This is a genomic window from Butyrivibrio sp., assembly GCF_017433805.1.
Classification (GTDB): Bacteria; Bacillota; Clostridia; order Lachnospirales; family Lachnospiraceae; genus Butyrivibrio.
Genome location: NZ_JAFRGN010000008.1, coordinates 1 through 20986, shown reverse-complemented (window position 1 = coordinate 20986; position 20986 = coordinate 1). Strand labels below are relative to the sequence as shown.

General features: G+C 36.0%; 18 protein-coding genes and 1 pseudogene. 16 read left to right on the top strand and 3 right to left on the bottom strand.

The genetic code is table 11. The features are described 5' to 3' along the window. Positions 1-11 precede the first annotated feature (11 nt). The 12 genes from IJI01_RS01735 (at position 12) to IJI01_RS01680 (ending at position 12036) form a co-directional block, all read left to right on the top strand. Positions 12-737 (top strand): CpsD/CapB family tyrosine-protein kinase, encoded by a 726-nt coding sequence (locus IJI01_RS01735; RefSeq protein ID WP_292184943.1) that lies wholly within the window; start codon positions 12-14, stop codon positions 735-737. A 176-nt stretch (positions 738-913) separates the two neighbouring features. Further along, positions 914-2269: a glycosyltransferase family 4 protein gene (locus IJI01_RS01730; protein ID WP_292184941.1), complete on the top strand. Its 1356-nt coding sequence runs from the start codon at positions 914-916 to the stop codon at positions 2267-2269. Then, positions 2241-2774, top strand: coding sequence for an acyltransferase (locus IJI01_RS01725; protein WP_292184938.1), 534 nt, complete (start codon positions 2241-2243; stop codon positions 2772-2774). The genes IJI01_RS01730 and IJI01_RS01725 overlap by 29 nt, the downstream gene beginning before the upstream one ends. 22 nt (positions 2775-2796) lie before the next feature. Further along, positions 2797-3693, top strand: coding sequence for a glycosyltransferase family 2 protein (locus IJI01_RS01720; protein ID WP_292184935.1), 897 nt, complete (start codon positions 2797-2799; stop codon positions 3691-3693). Positions 3694-3750: 57 nt separating this feature from the next. Continuing rightward, on the top strand, positions 3751-4899 hold the full coding sequence (locus IJI01_RS01715) for a glycosyltransferase family 4 protein (RefSeq protein WP_292184930.1): 1149 nt from the start codon (positions 3751-3753) through the stop codon (positions 4897-4899). 26 nt (positions 4900-4925) lie between these two features. Beyond that, positions 4926-6083, top strand: a complete 1158-nt coding sequence (locus tag IJI01_RS01710) for a glycosyltransferase family 4 protein (protein ID WP_292184927.1) — start codon at positions 4926-4928, stop codon at positions 6081-6083. Between the two features lie 20 nt (positions 6084-6103). Continuing rightward, complete coding sequence (locus IJI01_RS01705; RefSeq protein ID WP_292184924.1) at positions 6104-7144, top strand: glycosyltransferase family 10 domain-containing protein; 1041 nt, start codon at positions 6104-6106, stop codon at positions 7142-7144. Positions 7145-7172: 28 nt separating this feature from the next. Next, positions 7173-8411, top strand: coding sequence for a hypothetical protein (locus IJI01_RS01700; protein ID WP_292184921.1), 1239 nt, complete (start codon positions 7173-7175; stop codon positions 8409-8411). Positions 8412-8429: 18 nt separating this feature from the next. Further along, on the top strand, positions 8430-9257 hold the full coding sequence (locus tag IJI01_RS01695) for a hypothetical protein (protein WP_292184918.1): 828 nt from the start codon (positions 8430-8432) through the stop codon (positions 9255-9257). 14 nt (positions 9258-9271) lie between these two features. Next, on the top strand, positions 9272-10297 hold the full coding sequence (locus tag IJI01_RS01690; RefSeq protein ID WP_292184915.1) for an oligosaccharide flippase family protein: 1026 nt from the start codon (positions 9272-9274) through the stop codon (positions 10295-10297). Positions 10298-10831: 534 nt separating this feature from the next. Then, positions 10832-11308: a hypothetical protein gene (locus tag IJI01_RS01685; protein WP_292184912.1), complete on the top strand. Its 477-nt coding sequence runs from the start codon at positions 10832-10834 to the stop codon at positions 11306-11308. Next, the gene (locus IJI01_RS01680; protein ID WP_292184909.1) at positions 11299-12036 is read left to right on the top strand and encodes an SGNH/GDSL hydrolase family protein; all 738 of its coding nucleotides are present in this window, start codon (positions 11299-11301) and stop codon (positions 12034-12036) included. Before IJI01_RS01685 ends, IJI01_RS01680 begins: the two co-directional genes overlap by 10 nt. Positions 12037-12091: 55 nt before the next feature. On the opposite strand, the gene IJI01_RS01675 is transcribed toward IJI01_RS01680, so the two are convergent. Further along, entirely contained in the window at positions 12092-12913 is an 822-nt protein-coding gene (locus IJI01_RS01675; protein ID WP_292184907.1) for an Rpn family recombination-promoting nuclease/putative transposase, read from the bottom strand. Between the two features lie 343 nt (positions 12914-13256). Here IJI01_RS01675 and IJI01_RS01670 point away from each other — a divergent pair, with 343 nt between their 5' ends. Next, positions 13257-14246, top strand: a complete 990-nt coding sequence (locus IJI01_RS01670) for a bZIP transcription factor (RefSeq protein ID WP_292184904.1) — start codon at positions 13257-13259, stop codon at positions 14244-14246. Positions 14247-14502: 256 nt separating this feature from the next. Beyond that, positions 14503-16371 (top strand): annotated as a pseudogene (gene glmS, locus IJI01_RS01665) (glutamine--fructose-6-phosphate transaminase (isomerizing)). A 58-nt stretch (positions 16372-16429) separates the two neighbouring features. Here the strand turns inward: glmS and IJI01_RS01660 are convergent. Then, positions 16430-17542, bottom strand: coding sequence for a PD-(D/E)XK nuclease family transposase (locus tag IJI01_RS01660; RefSeq protein WP_292184901.1), 1113 nt, complete (start codon positions 17540-17542; stop codon positions 16430-16432). Between the two features lie 293 nt (positions 17543-17835). Here IJI01_RS01660 and IJI01_RS01655 point away from each other — a divergent pair, with 293 nt between their 5' ends. Together IJI01_RS01655 and IJI01_RS01650 are read left to right on the top strand one after the other, a co-directional pair. Then, positions 17836-18255 carry a VanZ family protein gene (locus IJI01_RS01655; RefSeq protein ID WP_292184898.1) on the top strand — a complete coding sequence of 140 codons (420 nt, stop codon included), beginning with the start codon at positions 17836-17838 and terminating at the stop codon, positions 18253-18255. A 261-nt stretch (positions 18256-18516) separates the two neighbouring features. Continuing rightward, positions 18517-19401 (top strand): hypothetical protein, encoded by an 885-nt coding sequence (locus IJI01_RS01650; protein ID WP_292184895.1) that lies wholly within the window; start codon positions 18517-18519, stop codon positions 19399-19401. A gap of 224 nt (positions 19402-19625) precedes the next feature. On the opposite strand, the gene IJI01_RS01645 is transcribed toward IJI01_RS01650, so the two are convergent. Next, the coding region (locus tag IJI01_RS01645; RefSeq protein ID WP_292184892.1) for an IS1634 family transposase at positions 19626-20986 on the bottom strand (1361 nt) is incomplete at its 5' end.

Here is a 20986-nt window from a genome sequence, read left to right as displayed (position 1 = left end):
AGCTAGTTTACATGTTAGAAATTACACTTGAGAAAAAATATCTTCCTTTTGCCATGGCAGAGGAAATTAAGAATCTTAGAACAGGTATCAGCTTTAGCGGTGAGAATCTTAAGACACTTCTTTTTACAAGCTGCACACCTAATGAAGGTAAGAGCACAATAGCTCTTGAGACGGTCAGATCTTTTGCTGAGCTTGGCAAGAAGACACTTTATATTGACTGTGACCTTCGTAAATCTATCTTTAACAGCCGAGTTGTTGAGGGTAAGCCCAAGTATGGACTTACACATTTCCTTACGGGCCAGTGTGACCTCGACGACATTATTTATAGGAATTACGACAGAGAAGATGATATTGAGTTTGATGTAATACCATCTGGACCTGTAAGTAACAGCCCAACTGAACTCATTGCTTCAGGCAAATTCGAGAGCATTCTAAAAGAACTTCGTGAAGAGTATGACATCGTGATCATTGATTCACCGCCGCTTGCATCTGTTGGCGATGCAGCAATAATAAGTGCTTTTGTTGATGGTGCGATTCTTGTAGTTGAGGCTGGTAATGTAGATTACAGACTGATTCAGAAGGTTAGAGATAAGTTATCTGCATCCGGAGCAAGAATTCTAGGTGTAGTTCTTAATAAAGTTGATAAGTCTAATAAAGGTTATGGCTATTATAAGCGTGGCTATGGTTACGGCTATGGCTATGGCTACGGTTACGGATATGGCCAGAACGAACAGTGACATCGGTGATTATTCTATAGAATTTATCCATGTATAGACCTAAATAGAAATTAACGCATTAACGTACATTTTGTGTACGCTGTGATTTTTGTACGCAAAAATAGGAGTTTTACAAACTATTCAAGAAAAATATTGTCGATATTATGCAAACTATGTGTTTCAGGGAGGAGAAAGTTGTGGGAAAGGAAAATAAGAAGAAGCTACTGATCTATGCGCATTATTATGCACCTGATGTTGCTTCTACAGGGCAGCTGTTACAGGATATGGCAGAGGGTATGCTTGATGTCTTTGATGTAACAGTTATTTGCACTGTACCATCATATGGTGGTAAGATAAGCCCCGAATATCAGGAGAAAAAATTTTACTATGAAGAGATAAATGGCGTTAAGGTTATCAGAATAGCAGTTCCAGAGTTTACCAAGACTTCTAAGGTATCTCGCATCAAGAATCTTCTGGCATATTATTTTGGAGCGCGCAAAGCTACTAAATTAGTTGGTGAACAGGACTACATATTTACTATTTCACAGCCTCCAATTCTCGGTGGAATGCTTGGCGTATATGGTAAAAAGAAATTAAAAGCTTCCAATGGTTCTTCTCCTTTGTTCGTATATTGCATACAAGACTTTAACCCTGAGCAGGTAATAGCTACCGGATATGTTAAGTTCAAATTTATCTTGGATATCGCTAAGTGGATGGACAACAGAAGCTGTGTTAAATCAGATCTTGTAGTAACAGTAGGTCGAGATCTGGAACAGACCTTGGTACAGAGGTTTGGTAAGAAGTCCGTTCCTAACCATACGATTATCAACAACTGGGTTGATGAGAAGGAAATACATCCTCTTGCAGCTGATAGTGAGGGTGTTGAAGAGTTTAACGAGACTTATGGTTTAAAAGATAAATTTGTCATCATGTATTCAGGTAATATTGGACTTTACTATGATCTTGATGGACTTATTGAAGTAATGGCTAAGTTTAACGGAGCTAAGACACCAGATGGAAGAGAAGTTGTTTTTGCCTTCGTTGGCGCTGGTGCTATGCTCAAGAAATTAGAGGAATACAAGGTAGAACATTCTCTTAATAATATCGTGTTCATACCTTATCAGGACAAAGATAAGCTTATCTATTCATTAAATGCTGCTGATGTTCACTGGTGTGTAAGTGCCAAGGGTATAAAGGGAGTATCTTGTCCATCTAAGTTTTATGGCATTGCAGGTGTTGGCAAGCCAGTAATCGGTGTTCTTGAGAAGGGCGCTGAGATAGAAATGCTTATTAATGAAATTGGTTGTGGCAAGATTGCAGAACCAGGAGATTACGATACAATAGAGGAGATTGTCAACTGGTTCATAGACAATGCAGATAGCTCTGAACTTGCTGAAATGGGAAGAAAAGCTCATGAATACCTTTTAGGAAATCTTACCAAGAACCTATCAATCAACAAATACAAGAAAGCGATGTTAAATAATGAACAGCAATTACTTCAAACTTCTACTGCGCCTGCAGAAAGTGAATTACGGAAAGAAATTACTGCTTAAAGGCGTTCCGGTAATATTCAATAAAAAGGGTGCAGAGATTTCAATAGGAGATGGATGTACTATTAAATCATCTTTTCTATCTAATCTTGTAGGACTATATAGCCGAACCATTATCGTTACTCGTAGACCTGGAGCCTATATTAGAATAGGTAATAATGTAGGAATATCTGGAGCTACGATTTACGCTCGCAAAGGAATAGCAATTGGCGATAATACAGCTATTGGGGGAAACGTTAAGATTCTTGATAATGATTTTCATCCAATAGAATTCGAAGAGAGAAATATGCTTCTCAATGATGAAAATGGTGGTAATTCAGATATGGTTCCTGCTAAAGAAATCTCAATTGGTAGGAACTGTTTTATTGGATGTAATTCCATCATTCTAAAAGGCACAGTACTAGGTGATGGTTGTGTAGTTGGTGCTGGAGCTGTTGTTGCAGGAAAGTTTAAAGATAATAGTGTTATTGTTGGAAATCCTGCAAAAGTTATAAAAACACTGAATTAAACAGTGTAGGAGTAAGGCTAAAATGACTGATTTAACCGTAGTTATTATTACAAAAAATGAAGAAAAAAATATACGAAAATGCGTTGAATCGTTCAGAGGGATAGCAAAACGTTTTGTAGTAGTGGACAGTGGATCCACAGATGAGACCAAAAGTGTATGTGATTCATTGAATGAAGAATTAAAGGCGTTTGGATCTTCTTTAGATTTCTATTTGCATGAGTTTACATCACATGCAGACCAACTAAATTGGGCTTTTTCAAATACTTTTATTGATACTGAATGGACCATGCGAATAGATGCCGACGAAGAAATAATGGAAGATCTTGCAGAAGAAATTCAAGAAAAGCTATGCAAATTAGAGGCACCTATAAATGGGGTAGTTATTAGGAGAAGAACTATTTTTATGGGACGCTGGATTAAACATGGTGGTAGATATCCAGAGTATTTGCTCAGAATATTTAGAACTGGAAAAGCTTCATGCGAAATGAAAATAATGGATGAGCATATAGTTCTTTCTGAAGGGAGAATAACTACATTTAAGCATGATTTAATAGATAATAATCAAAAAAACTTGGAATGGTGGACGGCTAAGCATAATTGGTATAGTAATAAAGAAGTGATGGATCATCAGTTAAGGTTATCTGGACAATCATATGTTGAAGCTGGTGGCTCTAGTGAGCAAGCAAAAATGAAACGAATAGTAAAGGATGGCGGTTATTATAAGTTGCCCAAGTTCTTTAGAGCACATCTTTATTTTATATACCGTTACTATTTTAAGTTAGGATTTTTGGATGGCCCTGAGGGAAGGATATTTCATTTTTTGCAAGCATATTGGTATAGATTTCTTGTTGATGCAAAGTTGTTTGAATGTGAAAAATATAATTTCGTGGTAAAGGAACAAAGAGATTTACGAGTATGATCAAGTAAATTGATGCTTTGTAGAATGCATATACTAAGAATTAGAAGAGGTAATTAAATGTCAAAATTAAAAATTTTGATAATTATGGGACGATATCTCCCTGGATACAAAGATGGAGGACCAGTAAGGTCAATTAAAAATTTATCGGATTATTATGGAGATAAATATGATTTTGAAATTCTGACATTGGATCGTGATCATGGTGATGATTGTCAATATGAAGGGATTAAAGAGGCTAATTGGAATGATGTAGGGAAGGCGCATGTTTATTATGTAAAGCCAGGTGGATTCAAAGTTAATATTATAAGAAGACTGGCCTCGGATGTGGATATTGTTTATTTATGTGGATGTTTTAGCGATTATGCCTTAAAAGCAATGTTGCTAAAAAAAATAGGCCTTATAAAAGCTCCAGTAGTTATAGCACCGATGGGATTGTTCTCACCACTTGAGTTTCATAGGAAATATGTGAAAAAAAAGACTTTTACTACTATTATAAATTTATTTGGACTGGTAGATAACCTCTATTGGTCATGTACTTCAGATATGGAAGTATCAGACTTAAAAAGAGAAATTAGGGCAGATAAATCTAGAATTTATATTGCGGAAGATTTGCCTAGAGTAGTAGATGAAGCTGATATATATAAAAAGAAAGAAGTTAATCAGTTAAAAGTAATATGGCTGTCAAGGATAAATCACCACAAAAATTTAATTGGGTCAATTAAAATGTTACAGAAGTGTCACGATGATATTGAATTATCAATATATGGCACAAACGAAGATTCAGACGAATGGAATGTATGTTTGGAGGAATTAAATAAGCTACCAGAAAATGTTAAATGGACATATAAAGGTGTTGCTGAATCAGAAAAGGTAGTCGATATTTTTAAACAATATCATATTTTTTTACTTCAAACAAAAGGAGAAAATTTTGGACATGCTATTCAAGAAGCTTTGTCAGGCGGCTGTCCATGTGTTATCAGTGACCTAACGCCTTGGCAAAATTTGGAAGCATATAATGCCGGATTTGTACTACCACTTGGGGATGAAAGTGCATTTTTAAAAGCAATTCATTATTACTCTGTTATGAATGAAAAAGAATTTAATGATTGTGTAGGATGTGCACATGCATATGCTATTAGTGCAAGTAATGCAAGAATTGATAATAGTGGATATGAAAAAATGTTCAAGGCTATTATAAATAATTAGGTTATTCTACAGAAGAGGTAGTTTCTATGAAAATTGTTCATATATGTTTGACTGGGCCTGTAACGGATGGGCTTTCATATCAAGATAATCTTCTTCCCAAGTACCATAAAAGACTAGGAATGGAAGTTTCTTTTGTAGCATCTAAGTGGATTTGGGGAAGTAATGGTAAGTTGTGTAAGACATCAGATAGTGATTATATTAATTCTGATGGCATAAAAATGATTCGTTTAGACATTGAAGGAAAAGATCAGCTTTCTAGAAAATTTAAGAGATTCAAGGGTGTGTATCAGACTTTATGCCAAGAAAAACCGGATGTAATCTTTTGCCATGGAGTTTGTTTTTTAGATTCACTAGAGATTGCAAGATATTGTAAGAATCACAAGCAAGTTAAGTTGTATGTTGATAATCATTCAGATTTTTCGAACAGTGCAACCAATTGGCATTCTAAGTATATACTCCATAAAATTATTTGGCGCTATACAGCCCATGCATTAGATAAATATGCTATAAGATTTTATGGTGTATTGCCTGCTAGAGTTGATTTTTTGGTTGATATGTATGGTATATCTCGTGACAGATGTGAATTATTGGTAATGGGAGCAGATGATGATCTTGTATATGCTGCATGTGACAAGATAAGGAATGTAAAAGATGAGCTAAGAATAAGCGATAATGACTTTGTTATATTGACAGGTGGGAAAATAGATTCAGCTAAATACCAAACATTGTTGTTAATGGAAGCGATTAACCGATTAGATGAAAAACATATTAAATTACTTGTTTTTGGGTCAGTTGAAGATAAATTAAAGGAAAAGTTTAATTCGTTATTATCAGATAGAATCATTTATATTGGGTGGCATAATTCAGAAGAACTGTATAGTTATATAGCTGCATCAGATTTGGTAGTATATCCTGGGAGACATTCAGTGCTTTGGGAGCAGACAGTGGCACAAGGGAAACCAATGATTGTTAAATATTGGGATGGAACTTCACATGTTGATATAGGTGGGAATGTTCAGTTCTTATACTATGATAGTGTAGATGAGATATACAACAAATTAGAGGCATTTATATACGATAGTGATATGAAGAAAATGATGATGGAAGCTGCTCTAGGTAGCAAAAAGGATACATTTCTATACTCTCGGATTGCATATCAAAGTATACGAGATGTAATAATTTAATTATAGGTGAGGCATCTTTAATGAAACAAAAAAAAACTATTAAGATAAAGTTTTCTGGAATGGGTGGTAAATTTGATCCGCAGAACAATTTTATTAGTAATATCCTTAAGAAGTATTATACAGTTGAATTATCTGATAATCCGGATTATCTGATATATTCTGTTAATTCAAGTGATTACTTGAAATATAACTGTGTAAGAATATTCTATACTGCCGAGAACATAGTACCAGATTTTAATATTTGCGATTATGCAATTGGTTTTCATTATATGGATTTTGGTGACCGTTACTGTAGATATCCTTTATACATGGTCGATGGTTTTAAGGCGTATAGTGGAGATGACTACGCTTCTGATCTTATTCGTGCACAGCATAAGCAAGAAGTATCACAAGACTATACAAAAACTGATTTTTGTTCTTTTGTATATTCCAACGGAGATGCCGCTATATGTAGGGAGAAAATATTTGATGCTCTTTCTAATTACAAAAAAGTCAATTCAGGTGGAAGGTATAGAAATAATATAGGGGGACCCGTAGTAAGCAAGTTAGAATTCCAAAAAAAACACAGGTTTGTAATAGCTTTTGAAAATTCGACTACTCCTGGATATACGACGGAAAAAATAGTTCATGCATTTGCAGCTGGATCAGTTCCTATATATTGGGGAAATCCTGATATTACTAAAGAATTTAATGCAGGAAGTTTCATTAATTGCCATGATTTTGGACTTAAGGCTGACGGTGATGATAATGTTATTCAAGAAATTGTTTCAAAGATAATCGAATTGGATCAAAATGAAAATGAATATAAAAAAATGCTCGCCACACCAGCATTTGCAGATTCGAATTATGTAAGTAATGTTCAGAAAACTTTTGAGGAGTTCCTTTTGAATATTTTTTCTCAAAGCAAAGAGGCATCATATCGAAGAAATTTACTATATTGGGGAAAAAGATATGAGAGAAAACAAATTATTGGAAATGCCTTTTATTGGCAATGCCGAAAATTTATACCAATAAGAGATTTTATGATAAAAATGCGAAGATTATTTACGCGAAAAAAATAACGCGCTTTCGACGCTATATGGAGTATTAATGAGAATTAAAGGTGAATACAAAACATTAACTGTTTATCTTTTTAGTATTTTAGTAGTTTTGCCATTTTTTTCTTCTGAAATAGGAATAAGTTTAGGAGAAATGAAAATTTGCATTTCGGATTTCGTCATTTTTTATGTGACAGCTATTTATATCTTAAATGTTATTAGCAATGGATATAGATTTAATGTTAATACCGAATTAAAATGGTGGATCGTATTATTATTATTATGGATAATAATGATTCCATTTGGGGTACTGAATGGAGGAAAAATTAGTGAGTGTATTAGATTGATTCGCGTTATATTATATATTCCAACGACATTTTTCTTATTCAATAAGTACATAAAGCGATATGTGAGCGAGTTGTTATCAGTAATATCGTTAATTGTTGCGGCTAATACAATTATTAATGCGCTTTTTTTATATAAGCAATACAAATGGTTTATGTTTTATAGGGCAAATGGAATACTAACAGTAATTCTATTTTGTTTTAAGTTTTTTGAGATTTTTAGCAACAAAAAATATGTTTATAAATATGTAAATGGTTTTTGTTGCCTTATTTTATTGGTTGCATCATTCTTTTCACAGGAGAGAACGCAGTTAATAACTATTGCATTAAGTTGCATGTTAACTAGCATTATTATGATTATAAAGAACCGAGGAGTTCATTTAAAAAAAAATAGGTTAGCAAACAGGATTATAGTGTTTGTGGCAGGATTCGCCGTGCTTCTTCTTGTTTACAAATTAGTTACGAATGTTGATATATTCAAAAAATATATTGATTATTATGTTGAATATAGGTTGCGCGATGGGAATATAGTCCAATTAAATGAATTGCACAATGATGGTAGTGCTAAAGGAAGGCTTTTCCAGTTTGAAAGTATTATTTCAGATAGTATGAATCCGGTTTATTTTATTATTGGCAGAGGAACTTGTGCTCATTATATTGCTCTTCAAGGTGATACTTATATTGTTGATAGTGCTGCTTTATGGGTTTTAAAGGATCTTGGAATTATAGGTTTATTTATTCTGATCATTTGTTGTTTGCAATTGATTCACGTTAATAAAAATGTCACATGTGATTATAGCGTTTTGTCTGCAGCAATAAGTATAGTAATGTTTATGTTTTATAATCCTTCATTCATCTATACTATTAGTGCTGCATTTACAGTAGGGATGGTTCTTTTTTTAAAGAACTACTCAATTGATAATAACAATAAAAGTTCAATTATTTGATTTTGGAAGGTAATAGTAATGTATAAAAATAATAGGACAATATTAATCAATTATGCTAATGATGCATATGCTAAGGCACAGCATTTTAATTCATGGACAGGTAAAAAAATAGGGTTATTTGATAAAGTTATAGAGTATCATCCTGAAGATATTGATGTTAGTTTTTATAATTCGCATAAAGAAATACTAGAAAAACCAAGAGGTGCTGGATTGTGGTTATGGAAACCTTATTTTATTCTTAAAACATTGGACCAAGTAAATATCGGGGACTATATTTTTTATTGTGATTCAGCCGCATATTTTATTAGACCATGTAAAAAAATATTAGACAGTATGAAAAATTCAGATATTTGGGTAAGTGATATTCCCCTGATAGAAAAAAATTGGAGTAAGAAATCAATGTTGGAAGGTATGGGGGTTCAGGCAAATAAAAATATTATTGAGAGCAATCAGATTCAAGGAACATTTATATGTGTAAAAAAAACAGACAGGGCTATATGCTTTATAAAGAGATGGCTTGAGTATTGCTGCAATTATGAGCTAATTTGTCCTGATAGTTTATATGTTGATACAGGGGATTGTATTGCCCATAGGGAGGATCAGTCTATTTTGAGCGTGCTATGCAAGTTAGAAGGTATTACTGCTCACCGTGATCCTTCTCAATATGGACGAATACCTGAAAAATATATGAGAGAAAATGCTATGTTTTCAATACCAAATCACATAGAAGACGAGTATCCTGTTATTATTGTATTACATAGGTCAAGAGAAGTTAACAAAACAGTGGCTTTTAGGCAATGGCTTAATGCTGTTTTGCCTAAGAGATTAATATATGCATTAAGATAAGGGAAAAAAATTAAATGGATCGAAAAACAATAGCTGTTAAAGGAGCTGGAATAGGGGTTGCTTCACAGTTAGTAAATCTTGTGGCTAAATTTGTAGTTAGAACATTTGCTATAAGATATTTGGGAATGGAACTATTGGGATTAGATAGTGTGCTAATTGATATTGTAAGCATGTTATCACTTGCAGAAATGGGACTTACATCTGCTATGCTTTTTAGGTTGTATAAACCTATAATAGATGATGATAAAAAGCGCGTAAGTGTGCTTATGGCATCATATAGGATGATTTATCATATTATAGCAGCTGTCATTACAGTATTGGGAATTATAATTTTCTTCTTTCTTCCCTATATAGTAAAGAATATATCTATTACATGGGAGCAGATATATTTTGCATATGTGCTTCAGTTGATTTGTTCAATAAGTTCGTATATATTAGCTTATCAAAGAATACTGCTAAATGCTGATCAAAAGAAACATCTTTGTTTATTAGTTGATATGATAGCTACAGTTATTTTTTCAGCTTTGAAAGTATTTGTAATAGTGTTACTACACAGTTATTTATTTTATTTAGTTTTGAATATTTTTCAAATTATTATAGCCAATATAGTCTTGAAAATATATTCATTTAGAACATATTCCTATATTGATTCTAAAGAAAAATGTGACAAAGCTGATTTACGTGTTATTTTAAATGATACAAAGGAAGTATTAGGGGGGAAAATTGCGGGATATATCTATAGTGGTACTGATAACATGATCATTTCTATAGTACTTGGAACAGGTATTGTAGGCATTTTGTCTAACTACAAGTACATATCAAGTGCTATGAAAGGTATTGTCAACAGTACAATGTCTACAATTCAGCCATTAATAGGAAACTATTTGAATTCTGACGCAACAAAATCTTCATCGTTTAGAACGTTATTGAGATATACATTTATAAGATATTTAATTGCTGGAATATCTACATGTGCTTTCACTACCATTTCTGATTCTTTTGTTCAAATATGGGCAAAAAGTGATGCTGTTGTGATGTAGTATTCTATTTCATTGCTCTTAGCTGGAGATTATTACATAGGTTGTGTTTATGGTCCATTAAATGAATATCTTATAGGATTAGGGGAGTTTAAACTTAGTAAAATTGCTATGTCTATTGGAGCTTTTGTAAACATTGCATTTTCTTTATTGGGAGTATTGACAATTGGATGTGAAGGGGTTCTTTTGGCAACAGTGCTAAGCCAGTCTGTTCTGTGGATTGTAAACGGTATTATTGTATTTAGAAGTTATTACAATAATGAATATGGATACATATATTTAAAGAAACAGGTCGCATACATTTGTGGACTTATCATTAGTATAGTTGTTAGTCTTGTGGCTACTAAGTTATTGCCAACTGATAACTTAGTATATAGATGCATTTTAGGGGGCTTAGTTTCGGGAAGTGTTTTCTTCCTAATAAGTGTGTTGCTATTTGGAAGAACAGAGGAATTTCGTTTCATTTATGGCTTATTAAATGCAAGACTCCGCGATAATTAGTGTGAGCGCACATTGGTGACAGACACCAACGTGTAGTTGAAAAAAGTAAACGTAGAAAGGAAAAAATCTGCATGTATAAGCGTAATAAAATCGGGGGGTATTAGCTATATACTAATTATATTATCTGTGATTCTTACAATAATTCTTGGTGTTCTTCTATATTATAGCCATATTCAAGAACTGCAGCGTGAAGCCAGCATAAAGGTTTTATTACAACAAGAGCATGAGAAGCAATTGGCGCAGAAAGAAGAGCAACAACGATTAGAATTAGAATTGCAAGAGAAGAAAGAAGTGGATTCATTTTACCAGAAATTAGTGGATGGGTTTGATGTAAATGTTCTTGTTGTTGGTGACTCTATTGGGGAAGGCGCAGGTGCATCTGATGCTGACCATATGTGGAGTACTCTTTTACAAAATGAGATCAATGAATCATTTGGAGTCTTGGTAAATCTTACAAATGTTTCTATGGGGGTAATGCATCATATGCTGGGTATGTTAGGACTATGGCATTAGATGATAATGTTGATTATGATCTTGTTGTTTTGTGTTATGGACAGAATGATATAGAAGAGAACATTAGCTTATATTATGAAGCTATGATACGTGCTGATAAAAACCGTTATCCTAAAGCTTCTCTTTTGGCAATACTCGAATCTAGCCAGAAGGAATATACTTTGAAGATGCAAACAATACAAGATATTGCTTCTCGTTATAGTATTCCTGTGGTGGATACTATTGCACCGCTTCAAAAGAATTATGAATCGCTTACAGCAGATGCAGTACATCCTAATGATGATGGATATAAAGTATACTGTGAGACAACAATGAATACTATTAATGATCTTGTTGCTGAGTCATATGGATTTGATCCTAATGATATTTCTCCTGTGAATGATAGAGTTGCAGAGTTTGATGAATTCCAGTGGATAGGTTCTGAGCAATTTACTCGTGATAATAATACTTTTACGTTTAATACATCTCTTCAAGGAGATATTCTTGGTATAGATTATGATTTTATATCCGGGGCAAATAGTTGCAAGATTATTATCGATGGAGAAGAATATGCTGCTCCAGAAGTTAGTTTCGATTATGATTTTAGTCAGCGACATATTATGGTTGTAAATAATTGGCTAGATGGTGATGTTGTTGATGTTAAGAATGAAATAAAAGTAGTATTTGCAGATGATGAGAATGGTCAGAAGCAAGCTGATGGTTTCAGAGGTCTTGCTATAAGCGGTTGATTTATTATAAAAAGATATCCCTGCTCAAAAGAGCAGGGATTAGTTATATAGCAAGTTATGGCTTAATGCCATTGTCCTCTAAAAGCTTACGGAGACGAGCATTTTCATCTGTAAGCTCTTTTATTGTTTCTTCTCTTTTGGCCTGATAACGGAGAAAATCTTCACGATCTCTGGCAACTTTGCGGATGTTCTCATCTGTGTTTGAGAGGTAGAGAGATTCAATAGCAGAAGACATGCATTCATTATTCTGTGCAACCATTTTTAGTTCCTCCCAGGTTTTGGGTTTGAAGAGGCGAACCCATTCAGTTATGCCATAGTCGATATCATCTTGTGTAGCTAACTCTTCATGGCTTAATTCTATCACAATCAGATTGAGCCTGTCAGTATAAAGGTAATTGTCCTTGGCATTTCGCAGCTGATAAGCCGCACAGAATTCCGGATGATCTTCGAAAAGTGTAAAGTTAAGGAAACCTATGTGATACACTGGAAGAACGTTTTTGTAATCTTCTCCGCGGTTGATGTTATCGTATTCACGGCAGATGTAAGCTACAGACCTGAACTGCCAGTTACCATAGTTGTTCAGTTGCATTTCGATGTTTATGACAATGCCATTATTCAGAGTTAGGAGGATGTCCATTCTGTATTCCTTGTCAGCGATACTTACGCCGGGCTGAACAACATTTTTTATCTCTATATCTGTGATCGAATTCGGTTTTAAGTGGAGTACAGATGAGAGAAGGCCTTTTAGCGCGAATTTGTTTTGCTGAAAGACGATCCTGAACATGTAGTCGTTGGTCATTCCGACCTCGACTTGGCCGGTGGCATTCAGATAGTCCTTGCCGGTAAATTCGTTAATGATTTTTGATTCTTGGCACATTAGTAAATCCTTTCTGTTTGTTACTATCTTTGGGAAATGGCTCAGAGGCCGGAAGAAAAGAATGTAACTGAAATTTTATGATGCTCAGAAATGAGCTATAGACTATGTTAACCGGAAATTATTAAGATTTACCGTCGAAATTTCTTATGATTTTATGTAGATAGAAAAACCCTGCTCAAATGAGCAGGGATTAGTTCTTGCATTTAAAATTTACATATGCTATTATAACCAGGCTGTGAAAATCTTTCACAGTTCTTTTTCCAATCTGGAGAGGCTGAGCAGTTCTTGCTGATGCCAATTTCAATGATGGAGAATTAGGATTTTTTGAAGGAGGCATATGTATATGCAAGAAGAAAACAAAGACAAAAAGGCATCACCGCTTTATTCTGAGTTCGCTTATGATGATGCTTACAGAACTATGGAGACGGAATGTGATGATATTGTAATTCCATTTGTGAACTATTTTTATAATGAGAATTATGATAAAAATGCCAAGATCACCAGGCTGAGAAATGAGCATTATATCGAACATGCTGATCAGTCAGATGAGAAGAGAATCACTGATTCGCATTTCAAGATCACGCAGAACGATGTCAGCAAGACTTATCATTTTGAGTGTGAGAGCAAGCCTTATGATAATTCGATCCTTGTAAGGATGTTTGAATATGATTCTCAGACTGCTCTGGATGAGAGTAAGAGTGAAGGGAATATTCTGAGAGTGAGATTTCCTTATGCAGGGTTGCTTTTACTGAGAAAGTCACTGTCATCACCTGATAGAGCAGAAGTCATAATCGAGACTCCTAAGGGTGAAGTAAGCTATGACATTAAAATTATTAAGATTTCTGACTTTTCGATTGACAGTATCTTTGAGAACCATTTGTATCTTATGATTCCATTTTATATTTTCAATTATGAAAGTGAATTTAAGTCAATTAATGAAGATGCAGAGAGAACAGAAGACCTTGCTGATGTATTCAGAAACATAATGGATAGACTTGATGAGGAGCTTGAGAAAGGCAACTTGTCAGCGTTATCCCACAATGTTATCATTAGGTTAACGCATAAAGTTGTTTATAAGCTTACGATGAAGCATGACAAAGTGCAGGATAAGGTAGGTGGTATTATGGGTGGTAAGGTACTGGATTTACCTGACATAAAAGTTTTTCATGAGGGTAAGGCTGAGGGCAGAGCCGAGGGACTTAAGGAAGGCGAAGCTGAACGTAAGAAATTAACTGATAAGAATACGGAATTAGCTGATAAGAATATGGAATTAGAAGATGAGAATGCATCTCTAAAGGCTGAGCTGGAAAAGCTTAAGAAACAGATGAAGTAATAACTGGATAAATACTATATTTGATTTAAGAATTAACTCCTAATACAGAGGATGAAAGCTTTTGTATTAGGAGTTTTTGTTATAAAAACTGATCGAAGGGGTAGATAATAAGCAGCCACATAATTTGCGGTAAAAATCAATTGAATTACCACAAATTGTGCGGTGCGAACAAAAAAGAATTATTGATAATATTCCGCGAAAGATTTATTATTTAAAGTCAGTACAATATGGATTTATATAGAGAGGAAATCATACTATGTGTGGAATAGTTGGATATATTGGCAAACGCCAAGCTGCACCAATACTACTTGATGGATTAAAGAAACTTGAATATAGAGGATATGACTCAGCAGGTATTGCTGTAAGAGATGGAGAGGATAAGGCTGAGGTTGTTAAGGCTGTAGGAAGACTCAAGAATCTTGAGGAGAAGACAGACAACGGCAAGAGTGTTCATGGATGCTGCGGTATAGGGCATACCAGATGGGCAACACACGGTGGTCCTTCACAGATTAACGCACATCCGCATGTGTCCGGTAACTGTACAGGCTCTGCATCCGGAACAGTTTTATCAGAGGTTGTAGGTGTACATAACGGAATCATCGAAAATTATCAGGAGTTAAAAGAAAAGCTCATTAAGAATGGTTATGAGTTCTATAGCGACACAGATACAGAGGTTGCTATTAAGCTGATCGACTATTATTACAAGAAATATAAGGTTGGCCCTATTGATGCTCTTGCTAAGACTATGGTGAGAGTTCGTGGCTCATATGCTTTAGAGGTAATGTTCGCTGATTATCCTGATGAGATTTATGTGGCAAGAAAAGACAGTCCTATGATCATTGGAGTTAACGAAGGCGAGACCTATGTAGCATCTGATGTTCCTGCAATCCTCAATCATACCAAGAATGTATACTACATCGGCAACAATGAGATGGGTAGACTTCTTCCAGGCAAGGCTGAATTCTATGATCTTAACGGTGATCTTATAGAAAAAGAGCTTGTGGAGATTAAGTTCTCTGCTGAATCAGCTGAAAGAGGCGGCTTTGAGCACTTCATGATGAAAGAGATTCATGAGCAGCCAGTTGCAATCCGCAATACTATTGGATCTCTTGTGACTAATGGAAGACTTGACCTTGTTAAGGTAGGTATCGAAGAAGATGTAATCAGGTCTTTTACCGGAATGACAATCGTTGCATGTGGAAGTGCATGGCATGTAGGAATGGCGGCGCAGTATGTTATTGAGGATCTTGCCAAGGTTCCTGTAAGAGTAGAGCTCGCTTCTGAATTCAGATATAGAAAGCCACTTCTTGATCCTAATAATCTTGTTATTGTGATTTCTCAGTCCGGAGAAACTGCAGATACACTTGCAGCTCTGCGTGAAGCAAAGAGCAGAGGCAACAAGACGCTTGCAATCGTAAATGTAGTTGGATCATCAATTGCCAGAGAGGCAGACTATGTAATTTACACTGTTGCTGGCCCTGAGATTTCTGTTGCTACAACTAAGGCTTATAGCTGTCAGCTTGTAGTTGCATATCTCCTGGCGCTTGAGTTTGCTTTGGTTCGAGAAGAGATTGATAAAGCTACTTATGATAATTATCTTTCAGAAGTTTCGAGAATTCCTGATTGCATCCAGAAGGTCCTTGATGACAAGGAAAGACTTCAGTGGTTCGCTGCTAAGATTGCCAACTCAAAGGATGTCTTTTTCATTGGACGTGGAATAGATTATGCGATTGGTCTTGAGGGAAGCCTTAAGCTTAAAGAAATCTCTTACATACATTCTGAAGCTTATGCTGCAGGCGAGCTTAAGCACGGAACTATCAGTCTTATCGAGCCTTGAACATTGGTTATTGGATTGTTATGCCAGGACAAGCTTTATGAGAAGACTGTTTCCAACATGGTAGAGTGTAAGTCTCGAGGAGCATACCTTATGGCTTTGGCACCTTATGGAAGATATGACATAGAAGACATCGCTGATTTTGTTACATACGTACCAAAGATGGATGAGCATTTCATTGGCTCCCTTGCTGTAGTTCCACTTCAGCTTCTAGGATATTACGTATCTGTAGCAAGAGGCCTTGATGTAGATAAGCCAAGGAACCTTGCAAAGAGCGTAACAGTAGAATAAAAATAAAAGAGCATCCGCTCAGTTCGGCCGGTAGACCGTTCTGAGGGATGCTTTTGTTTTATTTCGTATTTTTCAAATCATCAAGTTCTTTCTGGAGCTTGGCAATGACACTGTTGAGATCAGCAATTTGATCATCTTTTTCGGTGATGGTAGTTTGGGCGGTATCTAGTTGTTCCTTGGTGGAATTAAGCTGTTCAGTAGTGGAATTTAGCTGTTCGGTAGTGGAATTTAGCTGTTCAGTAGTGGAATTAAGCTCCTCTTTTACCGTATCAAGCTTTTCCTGGTATTCATCAATCATGTATTTAACTGTATTACGATCCATGAGTTGCAGCTCTTTAGAGAACATATTCATCACCCCTTCAATGTTTCTGCACATGTCGTACAGATGAGAATACAATGGCTTGAATTCAGGGTATTTCTTGATGAGTTCGACTATGTACGCTGGTTCATCGCATCCCAGGAATGTAAGCCATGCTTCAAGCTTAGTATTTATACCATCATTATGAAGTTTGTTGAGGAAAATATCAACATTTACGAAGATAATATTTTCAAGGAGATTGAGCTTGATGCCGGTATCGGAAGTTCCGTAAATATAATGTTTATATTCATCTGGGAATTCACTAAAAATATGCGGGCTCTTTTCCATGATAATGATTGTGTACACGGGAGCAAAATCTTTGTAGGAAAACTTATCCCTGCGCTCATCGCGAACTCTTTTGTACTGGCGAAGGAGAAGATCTGCTGTGTAGCAGGAGGCTCTTTCACCGGGGAAAGCATAACCGATTTTTTGCACTTCGACATTGGCAATAGTTCCATCTTCCAGTTCGACTACGATGTCTGTAATGACAAGTGACAGCTCATCAGCGATGCGCTCGCTGTCGTTGGGGAGCACTTGTTTGACGGTGACTTTTTTACCAAGTAGCTCACTTAGTAGTGAAGATAATCTTTCCGGAACATGCTCTGGACTTAGGATTTCTTTAAAGAAGCAGTCGTAGAGCATTTTGGCGCCTCGTGCACCGCTGCAAATATCCAAAAAGAGATCTTGCTTTTCTTTTTCCCAATTGCTAAATATAGAAGCCATGATTGGCGACTGGGTGATTTCATTTTGGATTACAGATCTTTCCCTAATCATAGGGAAGTAATCTTTAAGATTTGTGTTTTGAATAGACATAAATATACCTTTCTGTGTTTTATAGTTTTGCATGTAGCAAAGTGGAATCTCTGGCGAAGCACCGAGAATCATGACTTCATGTCAGAAGTCTTAGAATCGACTTCTGGAAACCTGAGCCAAGATTTATCTTACAACCAAATTCTTAAGATTTACCGTCGAAATTTCTTAATGTTTTCTTAAGCACTAGCGAAAATGAGGGGGAGTTTGGATGAAGTTTTGTGCAGAATATATAATTATGATAGTATTGTTATGTTTCACACGAGTATGGGTGTGACAATGCTGATTGAAAGAGGGTGTTTATTATCAAACGCTTATTTCCTATAATAATAGTTCTTGCTTTAATAGTTTTTCTGACATTGCAGTCACCAGAAGATACGATCAGGCTATCGTATGGAATGCAGAATATCTTCCTGGCATTATTTCCGAATGCTTCTGGACGATGGACGATTGATATGCATTGGTTTAGGACACTACTTCATTTGCCACTTTATTTTTTGCTAGGAGGTATTGTGAGCTTCGCTGTTCCTAAGTTTTGGAAAGCAGCCGGAATATGTTTTGCAGTTGCTTTAGCAGATGAAACACTTAAGATTTTTCTTCCTACAAGAGAGTTTGGTGCCACAGACCTGGCTTTTGATGCGATTGGTTTTTTGCTGGGGATTGGCATTGTAACTCTGTGCAGAGTAATAAAGAAAAAGTGTCTCAAAAATCGTTAAGTTCTTAAGATTCCTTTAAGATTACATCCAACCTATTTACATCACTCATCAGTAGTGATAATCTCTCTTTACTTGCTCATTCAGAGCAACCAGTCATGCAGGCAGCGCGTCTAATGCGCTGCGATATCGGAATGAATCTAGGCATGAGTGGGGATTTCCAAATAATAGCCCGCTAGAACGTTAGGGATAATGCAACAAATTCTTGAGCAGGCGATTAACAGTAAATCATTGTTGATAAAATAGGGAGGTGTTATACTGAAAATGAAAAGAGAATACAATGAAACAGCTGATGAACAGAGGCTGGATTGGCATTCTGCTTTTGAGGGGAGCTTACAATTAAGCCTTCGTAATTATTCTGCGGATATTGAAATTGAAAGAGAGCATTCTCTTTCCAAGGAACCGTTGAGAATCGATTTTCTTGTCGTGAAAAAGACTGATGGCGTAGTCATCGATAACGCCATAGGTAGAGATTTTCGCAAGCATAATATAATCGAGTACAAGAATCCACGAGACGAATTGAACATTGATACCCTGTGGAAGGTGATTGGATATGCTGGAATCTACAAGAGTCTCGGTTCAAAAGTCGATGAAATAAAGGCACAGGATATTACTGTTTCAATATATCGCGCCAGAAAGCCAGTAAAATTGTTTGAGCAGCTAAATAATGAAGGATATGTTGTTAGCAGACTTTATCCAGGTGTATATCAGGTAAGTGGAATAATAGATATTCCAATAAGTATTGTTATTACCAGAGAATTGGATGATAAAGAACTGGGAGCGATGAAGATTTTAACTATAAGCCCAGCAGAAGAGGATGTCAGATCTTTTATTGAAGAGGTAAGGCAGTATGAAAATCAGGGCGATAGAAAAAATGCCAGTGCTGTCTTGAAAGTAAGTGCCAAAGCCAATAAAGAGCTATTTGAAAAGCTAGAGGGAGATAAAGATATGGGTGACGTTTTTAGAGAAATTTTTGCAAAAGATTTTGAGAAGGCAGAACAAAGGGGCATTGATAAAGGTGTTGCTGGAACGGTCACTATCCTTAGAAAGCTTAATCATGATGATAAAACCATCCTTGAGCAAATCTGTGCCCAGTACAACCTGACAAAGGCACAGGGCAAGAAGTATCTTAAAGCGGAAGCTAAGTGACAAAATTTCACTTTTCCCCACCATTCAGATACATAATTTCACGTTTATAATCTGATACCGAAATGAGTTTATAATCGTTTTATATTTTGTTAATAATCACAAAAAATGACGCTGTAACCAGACGCAAATGTCGATGGTTACGGCGTTTATTTGTTTATAGAAAGTTTCCAAACAAAGCTAAAGTTCTGTGTTAATCCTAAAGTCCCGTCTTTTTATACCAAGGATCATGTCGGGACAGGTACTTCCATAAGCTCATAGAGCTTACGTTGTTTATTTGTTATCTCAGACAGGTGATGGGCCTTGCCGGGCTGCTGATAGTATTCAATAACATCCAGTTCGTCAAGCAGTGATTGCATGGTGTAATCGCTGAACAGACCATTTTCATCCATCTGTTTTTTGATATAAGACATCAGTTGCAGTGCAATGAACTGTACAAAGAGTTTGCCTTCAAAGTTTTCCTCGGATGCGACAGACATCCTTCGCATGGAAAGGCGCTCTTTGAGGTTGCCAAAGGACTTCTCAATAAGATCCTTCAGCCTGTATATACGCAGCGCTTCGACAGGGTCTTTGATGCCATTGGTCATAAGCGCAAAGTAACCATAGTTGCGCTCAGCCTTACGTATAGCATCCTCGTTGAATGAGTAAACTTTTCCTCTTACTGGTGTCTCATGTATTGTAAAGTACTTCTGATACAGCTTTGTATCTTCCGGATCAGGAGTGCCATTTACCAGGTTGTTTTCAAGGCGGTCAAGCATCGCATTGAACCGTACCTTGTCATCAGTAGCTTTCTGGTCATTGTAGTAGAAATGGAGATATATACGGCGTTTGTCAGTAATGACTTCACCTGAACGAGGCTTTTCCTCAGTGTACTCCCATTCTTCTGTGAATGACATAACATAGAGCTTTAGCTCAGAATTATAGTTAAAGCGGGTAACAAAATCATCACGGATCTTGTTAAGGCGGTTGCTTACAAGGTTAAGTGATAGTCTGGCCCCGATGAGAAACTTATGATGATGCTTCATCAGGTCATTTATGTTCTTCTCGCTGTAAAAGCCTCTGTCCATGACAAGCTTGAGCTTTTCAAGTTTAAGGAAATCCACATCCTTAACGAGGTTCTCAATAGTCTTAACATCAGTGATGTTACCTGCCAGTTTCCTGTAGTAAACAGGGAGCATTGATTCCTCTCCATACAGCAGAGCAAGATTTATCTGCGGAAGGGAATCACCTTCTTTGTTCTTTCCATACTTGGCTTGCTTTATCAATGTCGAGTATGAAGAGATAGATGTTGTATCAAAAGCGAGGTATTCATCGCAGGAATGGCGTTTTGCCTGGTACTTGAAGTAATCCATCTTGGATTCTTCAGTGATCAGTCCGAAAAGTTCGCTACTCCTTTGAGAAGGAATATCCTTGCCATAAGGATGCCTGTGGGTGCTGCCCCATTTAGTGAAACGGTATAATGGCAACCCTTCCTCAATAACGAGGTAGTAAGCTATGGAGAGTATCTGTGGTGCCAATGAGTCATAGCACTTTCCGAGATCAGCAGCGATGCCTGTCTTTTCAGCAATCCTGTCAAGGAGGTATGTGG